General features: G+C 72.6%; 20 protein-coding genes and 1 tRNA gene. 10 read left to right on the top strand and 11 right to left on the bottom strand.

What is annotated here, in order from left to right:
* Positions 1 to 80: 80 nt before the first annotated feature.
* The 3 genes from gntA (at position 81) to ABD979_RS13980 (ending at position 2421) form a co-directional block, all read left to right on the top strand.
* Positions 81 to 965 (top strand): guanitoxin biosynthesis heme-dependent pre-guanitoxin N-hydroxylase GntA, encoded by an 885-nt coding sequence (gene gntA, locus ABD979_RS13990; RefSeq protein WP_345508099.1) that lies wholly within the window; start codon positions 81 to 83, stop codon positions 963 to 965.
* A complete protein-coding gene (locus ABD979_RS13985) occupies positions 962 to 1648 on the top strand; it encodes a DUF1989 domain-containing protein (RefSeq protein WP_345508098.1) in 687 nt (228 codons plus the stop codon). The genes gntA and ABD979_RS13985 overlap by 4 nt, the downstream gene beginning before the upstream one ends.
* Before the next feature lie 95 nt (positions 1649 to 1743).
* Positions 1744 to 2421 (top strand): Crp/Fnr family transcriptional regulator, encoded by a 678-nt coding sequence (locus ABD979_RS13980; protein WP_345508097.1) that lies wholly within the window; start codon positions 1744 to 1746, stop codon positions 2419 to 2421.
* A 43-nt stretch (positions 2422 to 2464) separates the two neighbouring features.
* On the opposite strand, the gene ABD979_RS13975 is transcribed toward ABD979_RS13980, so the two are convergent.
* The 5 genes from ABD979_RS13975 to ABD979_RS13955 all read right to left on the bottom strand — a co-directional run bounded on the left by ABD979_RS13975 (position 2465) and on the right by ABD979_RS13955 (position 7108).
* The gene (locus tag ABD979_RS13975; protein ID WP_345508096.1) at positions 2465 to 3133 is read right to left on the bottom strand and encodes a nucleoside/nucleotide kinase family protein; all 669 of its coding nucleotides are present in this window, start codon (positions 3131 to 3133) and stop codon (positions 2465 to 2467) included.
* Entirely contained in the window at positions 3130 to 4080 is a 951-nt protein-coding gene (locus tag ABD979_RS13970; protein ID WP_345508095.1) for a sugar phosphate isomerase/epimerase family protein, read from the bottom strand. Before ABD979_RS13970 ends, ABD979_RS13975 begins: the two co-directional genes overlap by 4 nt.
* 111 nt (positions 4081 to 4191) lie before the next feature.
* The gene (locus ABD979_RS13965; protein ID WP_345508094.1) at positions 4192 to 5019 is read right to left on the bottom strand and encodes an ATP-binding cassette domain-containing protein; all 828 of its coding nucleotides are present in this window, start codon (positions 5017 to 5019) and stop codon (positions 4192 to 4194) included.
* Positions 5016 to 6035 (bottom strand): ABC transporter permease, encoded by a 1020-nt coding sequence (locus ABD979_RS13960; RefSeq protein WP_345508093.1) that lies wholly within the window; start codon positions 6033 to 6035, stop codon positions 5016 to 5018. The genes ABD979_RS13965 and ABD979_RS13960 overlap by 4 nt, the downstream gene beginning before the upstream one ends.
* A gap of 5 nt (positions 6036 to 6040) precedes the next feature.
* On the bottom strand, positions 6041 to 7108 hold the full coding sequence (locus tag ABD979_RS13955) for a substrate-binding domain-containing protein (protein WP_345508092.1): 1068 nt from the start codon (positions 7106 to 7108) through the stop codon (positions 6041 to 6043).
* A 162-nt stretch (positions 7109 to 7270) separates the two neighbouring features.
* On the opposite strand from ABD979_RS13955, the gene ABD979_RS13950 reads away from it, so the two are divergent.
* Positions 7271 to 8458, top strand: coding sequence for an ROK family transcriptional regulator (locus ABD979_RS13950; RefSeq protein ID WP_345508091.1), 1188 nt, complete (start codon positions 7271 to 7273; stop codon positions 8456 to 8458).
* A 67-nt stretch (positions 8459 to 8525) separates the two neighbouring features.
* On the opposite strand, the gene ABD979_RS13945 is transcribed toward ABD979_RS13950, so the two are convergent.
* From ABD979_RS13945 to sp36, 4 genes are read right to left on the bottom strand one after another with little or no spacing between them, the layout of a single operon-like run.
* A complete protein-coding gene (locus ABD979_RS13945) occupies positions 8526 to 9323 on the bottom strand; it encodes an MBL fold metallo-hydrolase (protein WP_345508090.1) in 798 nt (265 codons plus the stop codon).
* Positions 9324 to 9357: 34 nt separating this feature from the next.
* Positions 9358 to 10188 carry an NUDIX hydrolase gene (locus ABD979_RS13940; RefSeq protein WP_345508089.1) on the bottom strand — a complete coding sequence of 277 codons (831 nt, stop codon included), beginning with the start codon at positions 10186 to 10188 and terminating at the stop codon, positions 9358 to 9360.
* Between the two features lie 10 nt (positions 10189 to 10198).
* Positions 10199 to 10663 (bottom strand): RidA family protein, encoded by a 465-nt coding sequence (locus ABD979_RS13935; protein WP_345508088.1) that lies wholly within the window; start codon positions 10661 to 10663, stop codon positions 10199 to 10201.
* Positions 10664 to 10674: 11 nt separating this feature from the next.
* Positions 10675 to 10830 (bottom strand): Sp36 family protein, encoded by a 156-nt coding sequence (gene sp36, locus ABD979_RS13930; RefSeq protein ID WP_142179199.1) that lies wholly within the window; start codon positions 10828 to 10830, stop codon positions 10675 to 10677.
* Positions 10831 to 10903: 73 nt separating this feature from the next.
* Here sp36 and ABD979_RS13925 point away from each other — a divergent pair, with 73 nt between their 5' ends.
* From ABD979_RS13925 to bagB, 3 genes are read left to right on the top strand one after another with little or no spacing between them, the layout of a single operon-like run.
* Entirely contained in the window at positions 10904 to 11689 is a 786-nt protein-coding gene (locus ABD979_RS13925; protein ID WP_345508087.1) for an alpha/beta fold hydrolase, read from the top strand.
* 50 nt (positions 11690 to 11739) lie between these two features.
* A complete protein-coding gene (gene bagA / locus ABD979_RS13920) occupies positions 11740 to 12813 on the top strand; it encodes an ATPase BagA (protein ID WP_345508086.1) in 1074 nt (357 codons plus the stop codon).
* On the top strand, positions 12810 to 13985 hold the full coding sequence (bagB, locus tag ABD979_RS13915; protein ID WP_345508085.1) for an ArsA family ATPase: 1176 nt from the start codon (positions 12810 to 12812) through the stop codon (positions 13983 to 13985). The genes bagA and bagB overlap by 4 nt, the downstream gene beginning before the upstream one ends.
* Before the next feature lie 44 nt (positions 13986 to 14029).
* On the opposite strand, the gene ABD979_RS13910 is transcribed toward bagB, so the two are convergent.
* Positions 14030 to 14332: a WhiB family transcriptional regulator gene (locus ABD979_RS13910; protein ID WP_345508084.1), complete on the bottom strand. Its 303-nt coding sequence runs from the start codon at positions 14330 to 14332 to the stop codon at positions 14030 to 14032.
* 275 nt (positions 14333 to 14607) lie between these two features.
* Here ABD979_RS13910 and ABD979_RS13905 point away from each other — a divergent pair, with 275 nt between their 5' ends.
* The gene (locus tag ABD979_RS13905; protein ID WP_345508083.1) at positions 14608 to 17082 is read left to right on the top strand and encodes a transglycosylase domain-containing protein; all 2475 of its coding nucleotides are present in this window, start codon (positions 14608 to 14610) and stop codon (positions 17080 to 17082) included.
* 94 nt (positions 17083 to 17176) lie between these two features.
* Here ABD979_RS13905 and ABD979_RS13900 read toward each other — a convergent pair whose 3' ends face one another.
* On the bottom strand, positions 17177 to 17632 hold the full coding sequence (locus ABD979_RS13900; RefSeq protein WP_345508082.1) for a GatB/YqeY domain-containing protein: 456 nt from the start codon (positions 17630 to 17632) through the stop codon (positions 17177 to 17179).
* Between the two features lie 55 nt (positions 17633 to 17687).
* On the opposite strand from ABD979_RS13900, the gene ABD979_RS13895 reads away from it, so the two are divergent.
* Together ABD979_RS13895 and ABD979_RS13890 are read left to right on the top strand one after the other, a co-directional pair.
* Positions 17688 to 18629: a metallophosphoesterase gene (locus ABD979_RS13895; RefSeq protein WP_345508081.1), complete on the top strand. Its 942-nt coding sequence runs from the start codon at positions 17688 to 17690 to the stop codon at positions 18627 to 18629.
* A 97-nt stretch (positions 18630 to 18726) separates the two neighbouring features.
* A tRNA-Pro gene (locus ABD979_RS13890) sits at positions 18727 to 18803 on the top strand.
* Positions 18804 to 18872: the final 69 nt, after the last annotated feature.

Here is an 18872-nt window from a genome sequence, read left to right as displayed (position 1 = left end):
GCTGCCGGCCCTCGTGTCGAGGGTTGCGGGTCACCGGCACCCGCGTTGGGTACGGGGCTCCTGCACAGGAGGAGTCCGACATGACGACACAGACCCGCACCACACCACGCCCCGCTCACCACGAGACGGACGCCGCACCTGCGGCCACCGCCACGACCCACGGCGGGACGACCGGCACTGACGGCACCGACGGACTCGAGACGACGCTCGCGGACCTCGCGGCCACCGACCTCGCGCACGCGCCCGAGGACGAGGTGGTGGACGCCCTCGAGGCCATGGTCGCCCACGTCGAGTTCCCCTGCCTCGGCGCGAAGTCCGTCTTCCGCCGGGGCACGGTCGAGCACGCCGTGCTCGACGACATGACCGACCCCGCCGTGCCGGAGCAGCTGCTCGCCCGACTGGCGGCCTTCGCCCGCTCGATCGACGGACAGGACGGCTTCCACTCCTTCCTCGCCACCTTCCGCGGTCCGGTGGCCGTCGACGAGGCCGCGTTCGAGGCCGCTCTGTTCGACCTGCTGCAGCGCATCCACGACGCCGACGGGGGCGCCTGGGCCGACGGGGTCGGCTCCGAGCCCGACGACCCCCACTTCGCGTTCAGCGCCGGCGGCACCGCGTACTTCATCGTCGGCCTGCACCCCGCCGCCTCACGGGTGGCGCGCCGGGCACCGCTGCCGACGCTCGTCTTCAACCCGCACGCGCAGTTCGAGCGGTTGCGCGAGGAGGGGCGCTTCGACGGCATGCGCACGACCATCCGACGGCGCGACACGGAGCTGCAGGGCTTCGTCAACCCGATGGTGGCCGACCACGGCGACAGCACCGAGGCCATGCAGTACTCCGGCCGGCGGCACGACGCCGACTGGACGCCTCCGCTCGAGGTGCGGCAACCGACCGGCGAGCGCACGACCGACAGCACGACCGACAGCACGACCGAGAGCACGACCGACCAGCCAGGGGGCGACGCATGACGATCTCGCAGGACACCGGAACCGGCTCCACCAGCCGCCTCTTCGGCCCGGGCGGCCCCGTGCTGCAACCGGCCGGCGGCTACCGTGACGGCATGGACCTCACCCGGCTCGACCCCCAGACCGGCACGGCCTTCGTGCTCCGCGCGGGGCAGCTGCTCACCGTCGTCGACCCGACCGGTGAGCAGGTGAGCGACTTCTTCGCCGTCATGGAGGCCGACCGCGACGAGTGGCTGAGCTCCGGCCGCACCATCGACTACGCGAACTCGACGTCGGTGACGACGGGCCGGGTGCTCTACAGCAACCGGAGCAACCCCATGGCGACCGTCGTGGAGGACACCTGCGGCCACCACGACCTGCTGCTCACCCCGTGCTCGCAGCAGACCTTCGACCTGCTCTACCCCGAGCTCGAGGGGGCCTACCACCCCAGCTGCTTCGAGAACCTCGCGACGAACCTGGCCGGTTTCGGCGTCGATCCCGACCGCATCTCGACGACGCTCAACATCTTCATGAACGTGTGGGCGGAGCGGAACGGCGAGCTGCACATCGACCCGCCGACGTCGCGGGCCGGTGACCGCTTCGTGCTGCGCGCCGAGGCCGACCTCGTCGTCGGCCTGACGGCCTGCTCGGCGGAGAAGTCGAACAACGGCGTGTGCAAGCCGATCGACTACCGCATCGACGGCTGACGTCGGGCGCACCCGGGTACGCCCGACGACCCGGGTGCGCCGCGGATTCCCTGTCGCCCCGAGTCGTCGGTCGGCCGACGTGGCACACTGACCCCGTGGATCTCGACGTGGTGAGGCGCGCGCCCCTGTTCAAGGCTCTCGATGACGAGGCAGCCGCCGCGCTGCAGTCGGAGATGAGCCGCTCGCACATGGAGCGCGGCGACGTGCTGTTCCACGAGGGCGACCGGGGAGACACGCTCTACGTCATCGCGGAGGGCAAGATCAAGCTCGGGCGCACGAGCCCCGACGGCCGCGAGAACCTCGTGGCGATCCTCGGCCCGGGCGAGATGTTCGGCGAGCTCAGCCTCTTCGACCCCGGCCCCCGCACCATGACGGCGACCGCGGTGGCCGAGACCCAGCTGCTCGGCCTCGGCAACGACTCCCTCACCGGCCTGCTCTCCGGCCGCCCCGAGGTGTCCAAGGCACTCCTGTCGGCCCTCGCCCAGCGTCTGCGCCGCACCAACGCGCACCTCGCCGACCTCGTCTTCACCGACGTTCCCGGCCGGGTGGCCAAGGCGCTGCTCGACCTCTCCGAGCGCTTCGGTCGCCCGGTGGAGGGCGGCATCATGGTCTCGCACGACCTCACCCAGGAGGAGCTCGCCCAGCTCGTCGGCGCCTCCCGCGAGACGGTCAACAAGGCCCTCGCCGACTTCGCGACGCGCGGCTGGCTGCGGCTCGAGGCCCGCGCCGTGCTGCTCCAGGACGTCGAGCGGCTGAAGCGTCGCGCCCGCTGACCCGACGCGGACCCCGCACCACCGCAAGGGCGTCCACGGACGGTCACGGACCGACGAGCGCCCACCCCGTCGCGGCGTTGAGGACGACCCGGTCGGCGCCGTCCCGCGCCGCGTCCACGAGCGCGGCGTTGACCTCGTCGGTCTGCTCCACCCAGGCCGCCGCGGCGTCGGGCGCCTTGCCGAACGTGACGTGCCGCTCGACGAGCCGGGCGCGGCGCACGTCGTCGTCGCCGGCCACGAACCAGACCTCGGTGAGCTCTGCGCGGGCCCGGCGCCACCGGTCCTCGGGCAGCAGCAGGTAGTTGCCCTCGGTCACGACGAGCCGGGCGCTCGGCGGCACGACCATCGCTGCCGCGAGGGGCTGCTCGAGGGTGCGGTCGAAGCCCGGCGCGTAGATCCAGGTGTCGGGCTCGGTGCCCACGCGACGGAGCAGGTGGGCGTAGCCGTCGGCGTCGAACGTGTCGGGCGCACCCTTGCGCGAACGCGACCCGAGACGGTCGAGCTGCGCATCTGCCAGGTGGAAGCCGTCCATGGGCACGTGCGCCACCCACCCGGCACCCGCGCGGGCGCCGACGGCCGCGACGAGCGCCTCGGCGAGCGTCGTCTTGCCGGCGCCCGGGGCGCCGGCGATGCCGAGCACGACCCGGCGGCGGTCGCCGACGAGGGCGACGGCCGCCGAAGCCAGCTCGTCGATGCCGGGAGCCGTCGTCATGCCGACGAGCTCAGGCCCGCGTCGAGGAACTCCCGGGCGCTGCGGGCGAGGTCGTCGCCGTCGTCCCAGAGGTTGCGCCAGATCGCGAGGTCGTTCGACAGGCCCGGGGCCAGCACGGCCGACGAGAAGGACTCGAACGTCACGGCGCCGCGGTAGTCGATCCGCTGCAGCGCCCCGAAGAACGAGGCGAAGTCGAGGTGGCCGGAGCCGAGGTAGCCACGGTGGTTCTCGCCGATGTGCACGTAGCCGAGGCGGTCGCCGGTGTCGAGCACGGGCTGCACGAAGTCGTCCTCCTCGATGTTCATGTGGTACGTGTCGAGGTGCACCATGACGTTGTCGGCGCCGATGTCGTCGGCGAGCCGCACCGCGTCGCGAGCCGTGTTGACGACGTTGGTCTCGTAGCGGTTGCAGACCTCGAGGCCGAGCGTGACGCCGAGCGGTGCCGCCTCCTGGGCCAGCTCGGAGAGCACGCCGACCACGTGGTCGCGGCCGGTCCGTGTCAGCGGGGCGGCGGCCTTGCCGAACGCGCTGTAGAGGGCACCCGTCAGCACCGTCGCGCCGATGTCGGCCGTCAGCGCCAGCGACTGGCGCAGCAGCTCCTGTCCCCGCGCCACGACGGCCGGGTCGTCGCTCGAGACGTCGGCGTCGGGTGCGAGCCCGCGTGAGCACGCCGCCGAGAGGCCGTGCTCCTGCAGCAGCGCACGGGTGGCCGCGCGGTCGAGGTTGATCGAGTCGTGGAGCGAGAACTCGAGCAGGTCGAAGCCCGCCTCGGCGGTGCGCCGCACGGCGGACTCGACGCTCGCGGGCGAGGTGTCGCCGACGAAGACGAGCGCGTGCACGCCGAGCGGGTTCCGCCGGGCCGCAGCCCGGTCCGCAGCCCGGTCGGTCCCCGGCTCGGTCGAGGTGGTCGTCGAGCCGGCGGCGGCAGTGGTGGAGTCGGTGGTCATTCGGGGTCCTTCGGGTTCGGGCGGGCTCCCGTGCGCCGCGCGCGACGCGCGGTGACGCGCGACGGCACGGACGGCATACGGGATCGGGTGGGAGGCGCGGGTCGCGCAGGGTCAGCGGGCGACGTCCTCGAGGTCGCCGGCGCGGGCACCGGTGATGAGGGCGACGATCTCGTCGCCGTCGGTCGCGCTCGTGCGACGCCCGGCGACGCAGCGCCCGGCGCGCATGACCCAGACGGCGTCGCTCAGCTTGAGCACCTGCGCGAAGTTGTGGCTGATGAGGACGATGGCGTGGCCCTCGTCACGCAGGCGCTGGATGAGCTCCTCGACGCGCGCGGTCTCCTGCACCCCGAGCGCCGCGGTGGGCTCGTCCATGATGATGAGCTTCGAGGTGAATCCCGCTGCGCGACAGATCGACACGGCCTGGCGCTGCCCGCCGGAGAGGCGGCGCACGCGCGCGCCGACGGCCGGCACGTTGACGGCGAGGCTCGACACCATGCGCTCGGCCTCCTGGCGCATCGCGCCGCGGTCGAGCAGCTTGAGCGGCCCGATGCCGCGCACGATCTCGCGGTTGAGGAAGAGGTTCTGCCAGACGGTGAGGTCCTCGACGAGGGCGAGGTTCTGGTGCACCGTCTCGATGCCGGCGCTGCGTGCCTCCTCGGGCGACCGGAAGTGCACGCGGCTGCCGTCGAAGTCGATGGTGCCCGCGTCGGGCCGGTGGATGCCGCTGATGCAGCGGATCAGCGTCGACTTGCCGGCGCCGTTGTCGCCGACGATGGCCGTGACCTCGCCACGCCGGGCGTGCATCGACACGTCGCGCAGGGCTCGCACCTGGCCGAACGAGAGCGACACGTCGCGCACGTCGAGCAGGGCGTCGGTGGGCACGTCCCGGCCCAGCGGGAGCGCAGCGGGGGCCGTGGTGGCCGTGGTGGGTTCGGTCATTTCTGGAACCTCGTGAGGAAGGCGGCGAGCACGACGACGATGCCGACCGACAGGGGCTGGTAGAACTGCGAGACGCCGAGCAGCGTGAGGCCGTTGACGAGCGCCGTGAGCAGCAGGGCGCCGATGACCGGGCCGATGATCGTCGCGCGACCACCGAAGAGGCTGACGCCGCCGAGCACGACGGCGGCCACCGAGTTGAGCAGGAAGGCGGTGTTGGCGGCCGGCTCGGCAGCACCCACCCGGGCCACGAGCAGCACGGCGCCGATGCCGGCGAGGACGCCGGAGATGACGTAGACGCCGGTCTTGACCCGGGCCGTGCGCACGCCCGTCGCGTTGGCCGCCTCGACGTTGCCGCCGGTGGCGAGCACGTGCGTGCCGAACCGGGTGTGGAAGAGCACGACGTGGGCGATGACGGCGAGCACGAGGGCCACGATGACGCTGTAGCCGAGGATGCCGACCGAGCCCGTCGAGAGCTTGAGCAGCGGCCCGCTGATGATCGTGGCCGGCTTGCCGTCGGAGAGGATGAGCGCCAGGCCCGACGCCGCCGACAACGTGCCGAGCGTGACGATGAAGTCGGTGATCTTGCCCCGGGCGACGAGCAGCCCGTTCGCGAGGCCGACGACGGCGCCGGCCACGACCGAGGCCACGATCGCGAGCGGCAGGCCGTGACCGCCGACGAAGACCATGCCGAAGACGACCGCCGACAGGGTCATGGTCGAGGCGACCGACAGGTCGATGCCCGAGGTGGCCACGACGAACGTCTGGCCGATGCCGAGGACGATGAGGATGGCCGACGCGACGAGCATCGACTGGATGTTGCCCGCGCTGAGGAACGTCGGGTTGAGCGACTGGAAGACGACGACGAGCACGACGAGCCCGACGAGCGCCGCCCAGTCGGCCCAGGCGCTGAGGTCGCGCAGGCCGGCGCCGCGCGGCCGCCGGGCCGCCGGGGCCGGCCCGCCGTCGGGGGCGGCCGGGCCCGCGGCGGTGGCGGGGGTGGTGGAGGTGTCGGTCATGGTGCTCACTTCAGCAGCGCCGCGAACGGGTCGTCGTAGGACTCGCCGGGCTTGGGGGCGGCGCTCAGGGCCTGGTCGACGTTGTCCTTCGTGACGACCTGGACGGGAGCCTTGACGTTGGCGGGCAGGGTCTTGCCGGCCATCGCGGCCTGGCACGCCTCGACGCCCATCGCGCCGATGACGTAGGGGTACTGCGCGACGACGGCATCGACGCCGCCGGCCTTGATCGCCTCGAACGCGTCCTTGTTGCCGTCGACGCTGATCACCTTGATCTGGCCGGTCTTGCCCGCGTTGGCGATGGCCCGGGAGATGCCGAGACCCATGTCGTCGTTGGCGGCGAAGAAGCCCTTGAGGTTCGGCTGCGCGCGCATGATGTCGGTCGCCTTGGTCAGGGCGGTCTGGCGGTCCCAGTCGGCCGCGACGGTCTGCACGACCTTGACGCCGGCGGGGATGCCCTTCTGGAAGCCCTCGAGGCGCGCGCCGCTCGTCACGTCGCCGGCGATGCCGCCGACGAGCGCGACGTCGCCCCCGCTCGGGAGCAGCTCGCCCATCGTCTTGCCGGCCATCGTGCCGGCCTCGACGTTGTCGGTGCCGATGTAGGTGGCGATCTTCGCGCTGGCCGCCTCGGCGGCGGCGGCGTCGATCGGACTGTCGATGTTGACGATCGGCACGTTCTTGGCCGAGAGCTGCGCGACGCCCTGGATGAGGTTGGTGCCCGAGATCGGGTTGATGACGAAGCACTTGTAGTCCTGGCCGGCGAGACCGCTCAGCTTGTCGGCCTGCCCGCTCGTGTCGGTGATCGCCGCCGCGGCCTGGATCGTCACCTCGGCCTTGGAGGTGCCGGCCTGCGTCTTGATGCCCGACTCCATCGTCTGGAAGAAGGGGTTGTCGAGCCCCTTGATGACGGCGGCGATCTTGCCGGTCGTGGCGGCGCCACCAGCCGCGGTGGAGCCCGAGCCGGTGCCGGCGGCGTCGCCACCACCACAGGCGGCGAGGCCGGCGACGAGGCCACCGGCGCAGAGGGCGGTCGCGAGACGACGGGACGTGCGGGCGGATGCCATTGCGGATGCCATGGAGGCCTCTCTTCGTTGAGCGGGAACCGACGGGCCGATTCGACTTCTGCTCACTCTGAGGCCTCTTTCTGTCACCTGTCAAGCAAAAAGAAGCAAATCTCTGATAGAAATGCCCTGCACCGCCGCCCCGGCGGCCCGCACCGCCCTCGAGGAGGAGGCGCCATGACCGATGGCACCACCGGCACGCCCGGCCGGGTGCTCGCCCTGATCCGCGCCACCGGCGACGTCACCCGGGCCGAGCTCGTCGAGCGCACCGGCCTCTCCCGCGCCACGGTCGGAGCCCGTCTCGACGGCCTCCAGCAGGCCGGCCTCATCGCCGAGGCGGAGGTGACCTCGACCTCGCGGGGGCGGCCGCCGAGCCGTTTCCGCTTCCGCCACGAGGGGGGCGCCCTGCTCATCGCCGACTCCGGTGCGACCGGTGTGCGGCTCGCCGTCACCGACCTCGCCGGTAGCGTGCTGGAGCAGTCGCGCCTCGCCCTCGACATCGCGGCGGGCCCGGAGCCGTGGCTGGGGGCCGTCGTGGACGCCTTCACCGCCCTGCTCGCCGACCTGCACCTCGGCGTGACCGACGTGCGCGGCATCGGGCTCGCCCTGCCGGGCCCCGTCGACAGCGTGGCCGGCATGGTGGTCAGCCCGCCGATCATGACCGGCTGGGACCGCTACCCCATCCGCACCCACCTCGCCGCCCACTTCGACGCGCCCGTCGTCGTGGAGAACGACGCGAACGCCATGGCCATCGGCGAGCACCGCCTCGCCCACCCCGAGGTCTCCTCGATGCTCATGCTCAAGCTCGCCACGGGCATCGGCGCCGGCCTCATCGCGGGCGGCACGATCTTCCGCGGCGCCGACGGCGCGGCCGGCGACATCGGCCACATCCAGGTCGTCGTGCCCGAGGAGGGCGCGCCGCCGCAGTGCCGCTGCGGCAACCAGGGCTGCATCGAGGCGTATGCCGGCGGGTGGGCCATCGTGCGCGACCTGCGCGAGGCGGGCCAGCAGGTCGCCTCGGTGCACGACGCCGTGCAGCTCATCGCCACGGGCGACCCGACGGCCACCCGGTTGTTGCGACGCGCGGGGCGGATCGTCGGGATCGCCCTGTCCGACGCCGTCAGCCTGCTCAACCCGGAGGTCGTCGTCATCGGGGGCGAGCTCGCGGGGGCGGAGAACCACCTCTTCGCCGGCATCCGCGAGTCGGTCTACGCGCGCTCGCTCCCCCTCGCCACGCGCCGCCTGCAGATCGTGCCGGCCACCCAGCGCGAGATGGCGGGCGTCAGCGGCCTCGTCACCGCGGTCTGCGACCACCTCTACGAGCCGACGCGCGTCGACGCGCTCCTCGCCGCGGCGACCACCTGAGCGGGTCGTCATCTCCCGCGGTCACCACCGGCCGCGGATCGCACCGGATCGCGGGCGTGCCTGCGCCTCAGCGGTGCTCGCGGAGATACTCCAGCTGCGCCTGCACCGAGAGCTCGGCGGCCGGCCACACGCTGCGGGGCACGTCCGCGTAGACCTGCTCGACGACCGCGCATGCCGTCTGCGCACCTCCGGCGACCGCGGCGCGCACCTGCTCGAGCCGCTCCGCCCGGTGGCGGAGGTAGAACGTGACCGTCGCGGCGGCGTCGGCGACGAACGGGCCGTGCCCGGGAGACAGCGTCGTCACGGCGCCGGCCCGCGTCAGTGCCTCGATCCGGGCGAGCGACTCGAGGTAGGCCTCGAGGCTGCCGTCCGGCCAGGCGACCACGGTCGTGCCCCGGCCGAGGATCGTGTCGCCCGTGAGCAGCGTGTTGTCGGCCGGGAGCACGAACGACACCGAGTCGCTCGTGTGGCCCGGGGTCGGCACGACGAGCACCTCGAGGCCCCCGACGCGCAGCGACTCGCCCGCCCGCAGGTCGTCGTGCCCGCGCCCGACCGCTCGCACCGGGGCACCGGTCAGCTCGGCGAACCGGTCGGCACTCTCGGCGTGGTCGGCGTGGCCGTGCGTCAGCAGCGTCAGGGCGACGCGTCGCCCGGTCGACGTGACGCGGTCGAGGACGTGGGCGAGGTGCGTCTCGTCGAGCGGCCCGGGGTCGACGACGACGACCTCGTCGGAGCCCGGCTCGGCCAGTAGCCAGGTGTTCGTGCCGTCGAGGGTCATCGGCGACGGGTTGGGGCAGAGCACGCACTCGGCCCGGTCGCCCGTGCGCCCACCACCCCAGCCCGGGTCGGCAGCGGCGCCGTTCACGTCCGGACCTTCCGACGGCCTCGCGCCCGCGCGGTCATCGTTCGACGACCTCCATCGCCGGCCCCTCGGCACCGTCGACGACCTCGGGCATGATCAGCGGTAGGGCCTCGCTGTGCACGACGACGTCTGCCGCGCAAGGGGCGTCACGGATCTGCTCCACGCAGATGACGGTCGGCGGCAGCATGAGGGCGGTGCCTGCGGCATACGCCCCGAGGAGCGTCCCGGGCACGAACCAGTCGGCGTGGTCGGCCTCGGTCGTGTGGCCGTCGGCCACCTGCGAATCAGGCATGAGCGCGGCGAAGAACCACGTGTCGTAGCGGCGCGGCTCGAAGACGGGGGTCAGCCAGTGCGCCTTGGCCACGATGAGGTCCGAGCGCAGCACGAGGTCGTGCTCCACGAGAACCTCTGCGAGGGAGAGGCGCCGGTCGACGAGCCGCTCGCGCACCTCGCGCCAGGACGGGTCGTCGACACGCGCGAGGGGCCCGTCGGGAGCGGGCCCGGCGAGCAGCACGCCGCACTCCTCGAACACCTCGCGCACGGCCGCGGCGACGTAGCCCTGTGCCTCCGCGGGCGAGCAGCCCAGTCGCACAGCCCAGTCCGCGGCCGAGGGCCCCGCCCAGGGCACGTCCGACCCGACGTCACGCGGGTCGACGCCACCCCCGGGGAAGACCATCGTGCTCGGCGCGAACGCCATGCCGGAGACCCGGCGGAGCATGAAGACCTCGGGGCCCGCCGTGCCGTCGCGCACCAGCATGACGGTGCTCGCCCGGCGCGGCGGCGCCTCGTCCCAGCGCTCGCCGGCCAGCCAGCGGGTGGCGGCGTCGGAGATGCCGGGCGTCGTGGTGAGGGGGAACTGGCGTCCCACGGCGATCAGGTCACTCCGCGACGGAGACGATGACCTCGACCTCGACCGGTGCGTCGAGCGGCAGGGCGGCCACTCCGACGGCGGAGCGGGCGTGGATCCCCTTGTCGCCGAACGCCTTGACGAGCAGCTCGCTCGCGCCGTTGATGACACCCGGCTGGCCGGTGAAGCCCGGGCCGGAGGCGACGAAGCCGACGACCTTGACGACGCGGCTCACCCGGTCGAGGTCGCCGACCTCCGACTTGATGGCGGCGATGGCGTTGAGCACGCACGTCTCGGCGAGCGCCTTGGCGGTGTCGGCGTCGACCTCCGCGCCGACCTTGCCGGTGGCGGCAAGGGCGCCGTCGACCATCGGGAGCTGGCCCGACGTGAAGACGAGGTCGCCCTCACGCACGACGGGCACGTAGGCGGCGACGGGCGGCACGACCTCGGGAACGGTGAGGCCGAGCGCGGAGAGGCGGTCTTCGACAGCAGACATGGTTAGGCTCCTCAGGACTTGGGACGCTTGAAGTACGCGACGAGGCTCGTGCCGTCCGGACCGTTGACGATCTGGACGAGCTCCCACCCGTCGGCCCCGAAGTTGTCGAGGATCTGCTTGGTGTTGTGGATCAGAAGCGGTGCGGTGAGGTACTCCCACTGGGTCATGGCCCTCACCCTACTCAGTGTGCTCACGGCCCTCGGCGGGTGCGGGTCGGGCGCCGGTGACAGCATGTCGCCCATGACCGCGCGCCCCGACCCGACGCCCACCGCCGTTCCGCCGACCGCGCTCGCGGCGACCCGCTCCTACGGCGACGACGCCGTGCAGGTCTACGACGTCCTCGCCCCCACCGCCGGGGCGCCCGCGGCGGCGGGCACCGTCGTCGTCGTGCACGGCGGCTTCTGGCGGGCCGAGTACGACCGCGAGCACGCCCGTCCCGAGGCGGCCGCCTTCGCCGCCGCAGGACACCACGTCGTGCTCGCCGAGTACCGCCGCACCGGGATGCCGGGTGGTGGCGTCCCCGGCACCCTCGACGACGTGCGCGCGCTCCTCACGTCGGTGGCGGCCCAGCCCGACCTGCCCAGGCCCCTCGTCCTCGTCGGCCACTCGGCAGGCGGGCACCTCGTGACGTGGGCGGCCGGGCAGCCCTGGGCGACCGAGCTGGGCGTCGCGGGAGTCGTCTCGCTCGCCGGGGTCGTCGACCTCGGGGTCGCCGACCGCCTGCACCTCGGCGCCGACGCGACCCGTGACTTCGTCGGCTCGGGCCCGGGCACGCCCGCCTGGACGTCCGCCGACCCGATGAGCGCCCTGCCGGCCCGGGTGCCGGTGCGCCTCGTGACGGGCGACCGCGACGACACCGTGCCGATGGCCGTCGGCGCGGGCTACCTCGCCGCGGCGAGGGCGGCCGGGGGCGACGTCACCGAGCAGGTCGTCGCGGGGGCGGGCCACATGGAGCTCATCGACCCCGACGACCCCGCCTTCGCCACCGTCCTCGGAGCGGTGGCATCCCTGCTCCCCGCCCCGTGAGGCGAGCACGCGGTGCGCGAAGGGCCGACGGCCGGTCCTAGGCTGGGCCCGTGACGACCGACCGTGAGGCCAGCCCCTGGCCGGGAGCGCGACTGCACGTCGTGACGGGCAAGGGCGGCACCGGCAAGACGACGGTCGCGGCCGCGGTCGCCCTGGCCCTCGCGTCCGCGCCCGGGCGCGTGCTCGTCGCGGAGGTCGAGGGGCGCCAGGGGATCAGCCAGACCTTCGACGTGCCGCCGCTCGGCACCGAGGAGACCCGCATCGCGCGCCTGGGCGGTGGCGGCGAGGTCGTCGGCCTCTCGGTCGACCCGAAGACGGCGCTGCTCGAGTACCTCCAGCTCTTCTACAAGCTCGGACGCGCCGGGCGGCTCCTCGAGAAGTTCGGCGCCATCGACTTCGCCACGACGATCGCGCCCGGCGTGCGCGACGTGCTGCTCATCGGGCGCATCTACGAGGCCAACCGCCGACGGCGCGACGGCCGCCACAAGGGCGACGCCCCGGCGGCCTTCGACGCCCTCGTGCTCGACGCGCCGCCGACCGGTCGCATCGGCCGCTTCCTCTCGGTCAACTCCGAGGTGGCCGACCTCGCCCGGGTCGGCCCCATCCACAGCCAGGCCGAGTCGATCACCCGGCTGCTCCGGTCGGCCCAGACGCGCGTGCACCTCGTCACGCTGCTCGAGGAGATGCCCGTGCAGGAGACCCTCGAGTCCATCGACGAGCTGCGTGGCAAGGGCCTGCGCCCCGGCGCGATCATCGTCAACATGGTGCGTGAGCCGCTGCTCGACGACGCCGCCCTCGACTCCGCCCGGGCGGGGCGGCTGCACAAGGCCTCGATCCGCACCCAGCTCGCCGACGCGGGGGTTCCGGTGACCGCGGAGCTCGTCGACGGCCTGCTCGAGGAGGCCCGCGACCACGCCGAGCGCGTCGACCTCGAGCGTGAGCAGCTCGCGCTCCTCGAGGCCACGGGGTTGCCGATCGTCGCGCTGCCGGCCCTGGCCGGTGGGGTCGACGCGGGCTCGGTGCGCGAGCTCGCAGACCTGCTCGTGCCGCTGTTCGCCGGACACCCCGATGCGACGCCGTCCGGCCTGCCGGCCTCCGGCGTGGGCACCGGGGCGGGCGCATGAGCCCCGGCGCGGCGGGGCCCGTGGCCCCCGCCCTCGACGTCGACGCCCTGCTCCTCGACCCCGCGACCCAGATCGTCGTGTGCTGCGGCTCGGGCGGGGTGGGCAAGACGACGACCGCGGCAGCCATCGGGCTGCGGGCGGCGGAGTCCGGTCGCCGGGTCGTCGTGCTGACCATCGACCCGGCCCGCCGGCTCGCCCAGTCGCTCGGCCTCACCGAGCTCGACAACACGCCGAGGCCGGTCGGCGGCATCGACACCCGGGCGGGCGGCAGCCTGCACGCCATGATGCTCGACATGAAGCGGACGTTCGACGAGGTCGTGCTCGCGCACGCCGAGCCGGGCAAGGCCGAGCAGATCCTCGCCAACCCGTTCTACCAGGCGGTCAGCAGCTCCTTCGCGGGCACGCAGGAGTACATGGCGATGGAGAAGCTCGGCCAGCTCAAGGCGAGCGCGGGCTCGGCCGAGGCCCCGTGGGACCTCATCGTCGTCGACACGCCGCCGTCGCGCTCAGCCCTCGACTTCCTCGACGCGCCGAACCGGCTGGGCAGCTTCCTCGACGGGCGGTTCATCCGGCTGCTCACGGCGCCCGCCAAGGCGGGCGGTCGCGCCGGCCTCAAGGTGTTCGGCGTCGGCGTGCAGCTCGTCACGTCGACGATGACGAAGATCCTCGGCGGCCAGCTGCTCACCGACGTCCAGACGTTCGTCAACGCCCTCGACACGATGTTCGGCGGCTTCCGCGAGCGCGCGGACGAGACGTACCGGCTCCTGTCCGAGCGCGGCACGGCCTTCCTCGTCGTCGCCGCGCCGGAGCGCGACGCGCTGCGCGAGGCCTCGTACTTCGTCGACCGGCTCGAGGCGGACGGCATGCCGCTCGCGGGTCTCGTCGTCAACCGTCTCGGGCGCGTGGCGGCCACCGGGCTCAGCCCGAAGCGCGCGCTCGCGGTGGCCGAGACGCTCGAGGACGGCGGCGGGCCGCGGTCGGCGACCAACGCCGCCGGCCTGCTCCGGCTGCACGCGAGTCTCGTGAGCACGGCGGAGCGCCAGCGCGAGCTCGCCGACCGCTTCTCACGGTCGCACCCGGGCATCGCCGTCGCGCACGTGCCCGCCCTGGGGCGGGACGTGCACGACCTCGACGGTCTCCGAGAGGTCGGTGCCGCGCTCGCGCAGGCGTGACCTTCCGGTCAGGCCCGGTCGGCTTGACCTCGGTCGGCTCGCGCTCAGTCGGCCTTGACCTGCGACGCCATGCCGGCGCGCAGGGCGGACTTCCACGAGGTGATGTCGGGGCGCTTGCGCAGCAGGGCCCGGCGCTCGCGCTCGGTCATGCCTCCCCAGACACCGAACTCGGTGCGGTTGTCCAGGGCCTCGGCGAGGCACTGGGCCAGGACCGGGCACGTCTTGCAGACGGCCTTGGCGTCGTGCTGGGCCTTGCCCCGCACGAACAGCGCATCCGGGTCCTGGTCGGAACAACGGGCCTGCGTGGCCCACTCGTCCACCCACGAATCGACGATGACAACACTCATGACTAACCCCTCCCCGCTCGGCACCTCCCATGACACCGAGCAGACCTGGACCGTCCCACCGGTCCTGGTCAGATCTGGGCCCCCCTGAGGCCCAAACGAGACATTACGAGCGACACGGCCGCCCGGACATAGCCTGTATGGACCATTTCGGCGAGCGAGTGACTAGTCACCCAGACCCCCTCCTCCCTGATCATCCACCCTCGCGCCACGCCGGTCCAGAGGTGCGTGTGGGCACGAGGCCGGTGGCCATAGGGTGAGCGGTTACCCTTGGGCCCATGTCTTCACGCACTACCTCGATCGGTGGCGTCATCAGCCTGCTCGGCGCGTTCCTCGCGTCCGCGCTCGTGCTCGGACTGCTCGCCGCCGGCCTGGTGATGCCCGCGGTCGGCGCGACCGGCGCGCTCGCCCGCAGCGGCGTCGACGTCTTCAACGAGCTCCCGAGCGAGTTCACGACCGACCCGCTGGCCCAGACCTCCCGCATCCTCGCGGCCGACGGCACCGTCATCGCGACGCCGCAGGAGCAGAACCGCACCGTGGTCCCGCTCGCCAAGATCGCACCGATCATGCGCTCCGCGCAGGTCGCGATCGAGGACCACCGCTTCTACGAGCACGGCGGCATCGACCTGCAGGGCACGGCCCGCGCGGTCATCTCCAACCTGCGCAACGGCTCCTCGGTGGGCGCCTCGTCGCTCACCCAGCAGTACGTGAAGATCTCGCTGCAGTACTCCGCCCTCAGCTCCGGCAACGAGGAGGCGGCCGCCGACGCGGTCAAGAAGGACTACATGCGCAAGCTCAAGGAGCTGAAGTACGCGATCACGCTCGAGAAGAAGCTGACGAAGGACCAGATCCTCGAGGGCTACCTCAACCTCGTCTACTACGGCGACCGCGCCTACGGCGTGGAGGCGGCCGCGCAGCACTACTTCAGCGTGTCGGCGAGCCAGCTCTCGCTCTCCCAGGCGGCGCTGCTGGCCGGCCTGACGCAGAACCCCGGCGTGACCGACCCCGTCAACTTCCCGAAGAAGGCCGTCGCGCGCCGCAACGTCGTGCTCGACCGCATGCACGAGCTCGGCCGCATCACCGACAAGCAGTGGCAGGCGGCGAAGAAGCGCACCCTCAAGCAGGACATGCGCATCAGCAACCCCAAGAGCACCTGCCTCGCCTCGCCCTACCCCTACTGGTGCGACTTCATCGTCAACTACGCGATGACCCTGCCGCAGCTCGGCAAGACGGTCGAGGAGCGCAAGCGCACCCTCTACCGCGGCGGCGTCACGATCACGACGACGCTCGACCCGAAGCTGCAGGAGGCGGCCCAGAAGGAGATCACCAAGAAGGTGCCCATGGGCAACGACGAGCGCATCGGCTCGGCCGCCTACATCGCCGACCCCAACACGGGCCAGGTCAAGGCGTTCGCCCAGAACACCCAGTACTCCGTCACCAAGGACTCCGGCGGCGAGACCGGCATCAACTGGGCGCTCGACAAGCGCTACGGCGGCTCCGGCGGCTTCCAGTTCGGCTCGACCGCCAAGGCCTTCGCCCTCGTGACGGCCATGGAGTCGGGCATGAACACCAAGTCGTCCGTCAACGCCAAGGCAGCGGGCGGCGAGAGCAAGGCGAAGTACACCCCGAAGGAGTGGCCGGGCGGGATGGCCAACTGCGGTCCCGGCTCGACCTGGTACGTCCGCAACGACACGCCCTTCGGCGGCGGCCGGATGTCGCTCATGGAGGCGACCGCCAAGTCGACCAACACCGCGTTCGTCGCCCTCTCCGAGCAGCTCGGCGGCTGCAAGGTGCGCGACACGATGATCCGGCTGGGGCTGCACCAGTCCGACGGCGAGCCCATCGGCAAGTTCGCCCCGCAGTACATCCTCGGTGCCGCGGACGTCTCGCCGCAGGGCGTCGCGCACGCCTACGGCGTCCTCGCCGCCGACGGCAAGAAGTGCCCGATGGTCGCCATCACCAAGATCACCCAGGGCGGCAAGAACATCGCCCTGCCCGCCACGAAGTGCGAGCAGGTCGTCGAGCCCGACGTCGCGCGGGCGACCGACAAGTTCCTCGAGTACAACATGACGCACGGCTCCGGCATCCGGAACCAGCTCGACGACGGCAACCGCGAGTCGGCCGGCAAGACCGGCACGGCCAACGGCAACAACGAGTCGTGGTTCGTCGGCTACACCCCGCAGCTCGTCACCGCCGTCTGGGTCGGCACGCCGTACGACCCGATCACCCGCGTCATGAAGAACATCTCGGTCGGCGGCAAGTTCTACCCCGTCATGCACGGTGCTGCCATCGCGGCGCCGATCTGGAAGGGGATCATGAACAAGGCGCTCGACGGCCAGCCGGAGGTCAAGTTCCAGGAGCCCTCCGACAAGCTGCTGAAGGGCGACCAGGTCGACGTCCCGAGCGTCACCGGCCTGTCGGTCTCCGACGCCATCTCGACCCTCGAGGCGGCGGGCTTCACCGCGGGCGTCGGCGGCTCGATGAGCTCCACGGTCCCGAGCGGCCGCGTGGCCGGCACCGACCCGTACGGGCAGGCTCCCGACGGCTCGTACGTGACGATCTACACCTCGCGCGGGTCGAGCCGCTCGGCCCCGGCGTCGCAGACGAGCTCCGGGTCCGGCTCGGGTTCCGGCTCGAACGCCAAGCCGAGCAAGCCCACGGCGGACACCCCGAAGCCGACCAAGCCCACGAAGCCGGTGAAGCCGAAGCCCGGCAAGCCGACGAAGCCGAACACCCCGCCCCCGCCCGGCTGAGCCGGACGAGCGGGACCGACAAGAGGGGCCGACGCGCAACGCGTCGGCCCCTCCTGCACGTCCGGCGTCGGCCGGCTGGCCGTCGACCGGCTGCTCAGCCCGCGAGCACCCGGCGCACGATCGCGGCGACCCGGCCGCCCTCGGCGCGGCCCGCCACGGCGGCGTTCGCGGCCTTCATCGCGAGGCCCATCTGCGGCATCCCTGATGCGCCGGAGGCGGCGACGGCCTCGCGCACCATGGCCTCGAGCTCGTCGTCACCGAGCTGCTTCGGCAGGTAGGACTCGAGCACGGCGAGCTCGGCCTCCTCCTGGGCGGCCAGCTCGGCGCGCCCGGCACCGGTGTAGGCCTCGGCCGCCTCGCGCCGCTTCTTGGCCTCCTTGGTCAGCACCTTCAGCACGTCGTCGTCGGACAGCTCGCGGTGCTCCTTGCCGGCGACCTCCTCGTTCGTGACCGCCGTCAGCGCCATCCGGAGCGAGCCGGACGTCACCGCGTCGCGGGCGCGCATCGCGGTCGTGAGGTCGGCCTGCAGCTGCTCCTTGAGGGTGCTCATGGCCCCAAGTCTGTCAGGTCGTGGACGCGGCGCACGCAGTGCGAGGATGGGGCCCATGCGTGCCGTCACCAAGACCGTCCTGGGCCTGGGGCTCGCCGGCACCGGTGTGCTCGGCTGGGCCTCGCTCGTCGAGCGCAACGCCTTCGTGCTGCGCCGCTACGACGTGCCGGTGCTGCCGGTGGGCGCGGAGCCGCTGCGGGTGCTGCACCTCTCGGACCTGCACCTGCTGCCGCGGCAGCGCGCCAAGGCCGCCTGGGTGCACAGCCTCGCCTCGCTCGACCCCGACCTCGTCGTCACCACGGGCGACAACATCGCCGCGCCGGACGCCGTGCCGGCCCTGCTCGACGCCTACGAGCTGCTGCTCGGCCTCCCCGGCGTCTTCGTGCTCGGCTCGAACGACTACTTCGCGCCGAAGGTGAAGAACCCGCTGCGCTATCTCACGACGAACCACGCCAAGGGGGTCGGCACCTCCGCGCGCCTCCCGACCGCCGACCTCGTGCGGGGCCTCGGGTCGCGCGGCTGGGTCGACCTGACCAACCGCCGCGACTCGCTCACGGTGCGTGGCCTGCGCATCGACGTCGCGGGCGTCGACGACCCGCACCTCGGCTACGACCGCCTCGACCGCGTGCGCGGCGCCGCCTCCCCCGAGGCCGACCTCACGCTCGCCGTGACGCACGCGCCCTACCAGCGCGTCCTCGACGCGTATGCCGCCGACGGTGCGGACCTCATCGTGGCGGGGCACACCCACGGCGGTCAGGTGTGCGTGCCCGGCTACGGCGCGCTCGTCACGAACTGCGACCTCGACACCGGTCGGGTCAAGGGACTCTCCCGATGGTGGCCCGGGGCCGGCAGCACCCCGTGGACGCCCTCGACGCGGGCTCCCGAGGGCGCGGCGTGGCTCGAGGTCTCCGCCGGGCTCGGCACGTCCCCGACCGCGCCGGTGCGCCTGGCCTGCCGGCCCGAGGCCACCCTGCTGACGCTCGTCCCGCGCGGCTGACCTGCTCGTCCACCCCCGATTCGGAGATGCACGGCAGGCTGCGCTAGCATCTCTGCTTGCTGCCTCGGACGTTCTCGGACGCTCTCGATCGCAGCATCGGGGTGTGGCGCAGCTTGGTAGCGCGCTTCGTTCGGGACGAAGAGGTCGCAGGTTCAAATCCTGTCACCCCGACCATGTGATGTCGCAAGACATCGGAATGAGCCGGACCTACGGAATGTAGGTCCGGCTCATTCGTTTTTGCGG

Origin of the sequence: Terrabacter aeriphilus (genome assembly GCF_039542985.1) — a bacterium.
Classification (GTDB): domain Bacteria; phylum Actinomycetota; class Actinomycetes; order Actinomycetales; family Dermatophilaceae; genus Terrabacter; species Terrabacter aeriphilus.
This window is presented reverse-complemented; position numbering and strand designations above follow the sequence as displayed.